Raw genomic sequence first — 3102 nt, 5'->3', positions numbered from 1 at the left:
GTGTCTTCTCAAACCATTGCGATGATTGAACGCTGGATCAATGAACTGCCTCGAAAAATCTTTGCTTACGAAGATGCTGAATCTAAATTTCAGGCCGAATTGTCTCGAGTGTCCTAATTGGTATTGCAATTAACCGCATAAAGATTTGTCGATTCCCCATGCAGCTCACTAGTTAGAACCATTTAAAATTTAGGAGGCCTTATTATGGAATACTTGAATGATATGTTTTCCTTAAAAGGAAATGTCGCCTTCGTTACAGGCGGATCTTATGGAATTGGCTTTGCTATTGCGAAAGCTTTGGCACGGGCGGGGGCTGTTATTGCTTTTAACTGCCGTAGTGAAGAACATATTCAGCAGGCCATGAAGGATTATGAACGAGAAGGTATTGAAGCCCATGGATATCTCTGCGATGTCACGGATGAAGTGCATGTTCAACAATTAGTGGCAGAAATTGAAAAAACATTGGGAACGATTGATATCTTGGTCAATAATGCGGGTATTATCAAACGGATTCCTATGTGCGATATGACGACGGATGAATTCAGAAAGGTTGTGGATGTCGACCTTGTAGGACCTTTCATTGTATCGAAGGCCGTTATTCCCGGGATGATTAAAAAGGGACACGGTAAAATTATCAATATATGCTCTATGATGAGCGAACTTGGGCGAGAAACGGTATCGGCTTATGCCGCAGCCAAAGGTGGTTTGAAGATGTTGACGCGGAATATATGCTCAGAATTTGGCGGAGCGAATATTCAGTGTAACGGCATTGGACCTGGCTATATTGCGACTCCACAAACGGCTCCGCTTCGAGAAAAACAGCCTGATGGGTCACGTCATCCCTTCGATCAGTTTATCGTATCCAAAACCCCGGCAGGACGGTGGGGGACGACTGAAGACTTAGAAGGGCCTGCTGTATTCTTAGCTTCTCATGCATCAGACTTTGTAAACGGTCATATTTTGTATGTTGACGGCGGTATTCTTGCTTATATCGGAAAACAACCGTAATCACAACCATGACACGCCGGGGCAGTACTCGGCGTGTCTATTTCTTTAGAAAGGATTGATAGTCATGAAATCTGGATTAATTCTTGCGGGAGAACCGATGGGGCTTTTGATTGCCCAAAGTGAAGGAACCTTAGATAGTGTGACGGGCTATGATTTAGCGGTTGCAGGTGCTGAATTCAACGTCGCTGTCGGCGTCTCCCGATTAGGGCATCGTGTTACGTATATGACGAAGCTCGGCAATGATCCCTTTGGACAACGTATTATACGCGTTTTGAACGAAAATCATATTGGGAATGAATTTGTAGCTTGGAGCGATACGAAAAAAACAGGGTTTATGTTGAAAGGCCGTGTAAGCGAAGGCGATCCGGACATCTTTTATTTCCGTGCCGGCTCAGCTGCATCGACGTTGTCGGTAGAAGATGTTGAAAAAATTCGTTTTGATGAATACAGCCATATTCATTTGACCGGTATTTTGCCCGCGTTAAGTGAATCTACACTGGCGGCTGTAAACCTGATGTTCGATAAAGCTCGTCAGGCCGGATTATTAATTACCTTCGATCCGAATCTGCGGCCGCAGCTCTGGCCCAGTCAGGATGATATGATTAAGTCGATTAATTCAATGGCTGCTAAAGCTGATATTGTGCTTCCTGGAACCGCTGAAGGTAAAATCCTTATGGGTAGCGAGGATCCAAAAAAAATCAACGATTTTTACCGTAATCTTGGAGCAAAAGTCGTGATTACTAAAGTAGGCAGTGAAGGTGCTTATGTAACGACGGCTACGGAAGAATATCTGGTTCCCGGATTTAAAGTTGATAAAGTTGTCGATACTGTCGGTGCCGGAGACGGTTTTGCTGCCGGGGTCATTACGGCATTGATGGAAGGACGGACGCTGAAAGAAGCTGTCCGTAGAGGCAATGCGGTCGGAGCCATCCAAGTTATGAGTCGTGGAGATAATGAAGGGTTGCCGTATCCCGACCAGTTGAAAACATTCATGAAAAAATAAGGAGAATATTATGATTAGTGATAATATGAAGACTATTTTTGAAATCGGTCTGGTTCCTTTGATCGTACTGGATGATGCTGACGATGCCTTGCCGTTAGGTAAGGCTCTGGTACGTGGTGGCATTCCTATTGCCGAAGTCACTTTCCGTACCGATGCCTGCCTGGATGTCATCAAAGCCATGAAAACGATTCCTGAATTAATTGTCGGAGCCGGAACGGTTCATGACGTGAAACAGGCAGAAGCGGCTGTAAAAGCAGGTGCTGAATTTATTATTACGCCGGCCTATAATCCGCAGGTCATACAGTGGTGTGTTGAACATGGTGTTGATATTATGCCCGGGACTGTATCGCCGGCTGATATAGAAGCTGCCAACGGGTTGGGCTTAGACGTTTGCAAATTTTTCCCTGCTGGAGCTTATGGGGGAACAAAAACCTTAAAAGCCTTAGCAGGTCCTTTTGCCGCGATGAAATTCATTCCTACGGGCGGTGTCAACTATGACAACATGAATGATTATTTAGATTTACCTAACGTTGCTGCCGTAGGCGGAAGTTTCATTACCCCTTCCGAGTTAGTAAAATCGAAGGACTGGGATGGAATTGCGGCCCATTGTCAGAACCTTGTGCGTCATATGTTAGACTTTTCCTTGGGGCATGTAGGGCTTCATGTACCCGGAAGAGCTGAAGCAGAATCCGTAACCGACGGTTTATGTCGACTCATGGTCCAAGAAAAGATTCCCGGGGCCGACAACTTCTTTGCCGGTACGATGGCTGAAATTTGTGACCATGAAATGCCAGGCACCAATGGGCATATTTGTATTGATACACGTGATATGCCCCGTGCTTTAGCTTATTATAAACGCCAGGGTATCGAACTAGATGAAAAACACTGTTATCGTGATGAAAATGGTGAAATAAAAGTAGCATTCCTAAAAGAAACAGTAGGTGGATTCTCCGTTCACTTACGTCGTAAATAAAAAAGCTGCCGTGTAAATTGATATGCTCCCCTTTAGGTAGACATGAGAAATAATAAAATCTCATGCTGCTTGAAGGGGAGTATTTTTAATGCGAAAAACAAAGATATGTGCTCAAGAG

General features: G+C 44.5%; 3 protein-coding genes and 1 pseudogene. All 4 read left to right on the top strand.

Annotation, left to right across the window (positions count from 1 at the left end; genetic code table 11):
* Positions 1–117 (top strand): annotated as a pseudogene (locus UCI88_RS11495) (IS30 family transposase); the annotation flags it as partial.
* Positions 118–204: 87 nt separating this feature from the next.
* Entirely contained in the window at positions 205–1008 is an 804-nt protein-coding gene (locus tag UCI88_RS10670; protein ID WP_256180315.1) for a gluconate 5-dehydrogenase, read from the top strand.
* A gap of 64 nt (positions 1009–1072) precedes the next feature.
* A complete protein-coding gene (locus UCI88_RS10665) occupies positions 1073–2011 on the top strand; it encodes a sugar kinase (protein ID WP_256180316.1) in 939 nt (312 codons plus the stop codon).
* Between the two features lie 10 nt (positions 2012–2021).
* Positions 2022–2984, top strand: coding sequence for a bifunctional 4-hydroxy-2-oxoglutarate aldolase/2-dehydro-3-deoxy-phosphogluconate aldolase (locus UCI88_RS10660; protein WP_256180317.1), 963 nt, complete (start codon positions 2022–2024; stop codon positions 2982–2984).
* The last annotated feature ends 118 nt before the right edge of the window (positions 2985–3102 follow it).

The sequence above is a fragment of the Megasphaera massiliensis genome, assembly GCF_036305205.1.
In the GTDB taxonomy this organism is placed as follows: Bacteria; Bacillota; Negativicutes; order Veillonellales; family Megasphaeraceae; genus Megasphaera; species Megasphaera massiliensis.
This window is presented reverse-complemented; position numbering and strand designations above follow the sequence as displayed.

Coding starts and splice junctions, on each gene's coding strand:
- UCI88_RS10670 (WP_256180315.1), top strand. CDS start 205: ATGGAATACTTGAATGATATGTTTTCCTTAAAAGGAAATGTCGCCTTC.
- UCI88_RS10665 (WP_256180316.1), top strand. CDS start 1,073: ATGAAATCTGGATTAATTCTTGCGGGAGAACCGATGGGGCTTTTGATT.
- UCI88_RS10660 (WP_256180317.1), top strand. CDS start 2,022: ATGATTAGTGATAATATGAAGACTATTTTTGAAATCGGTCTGGTTCCT.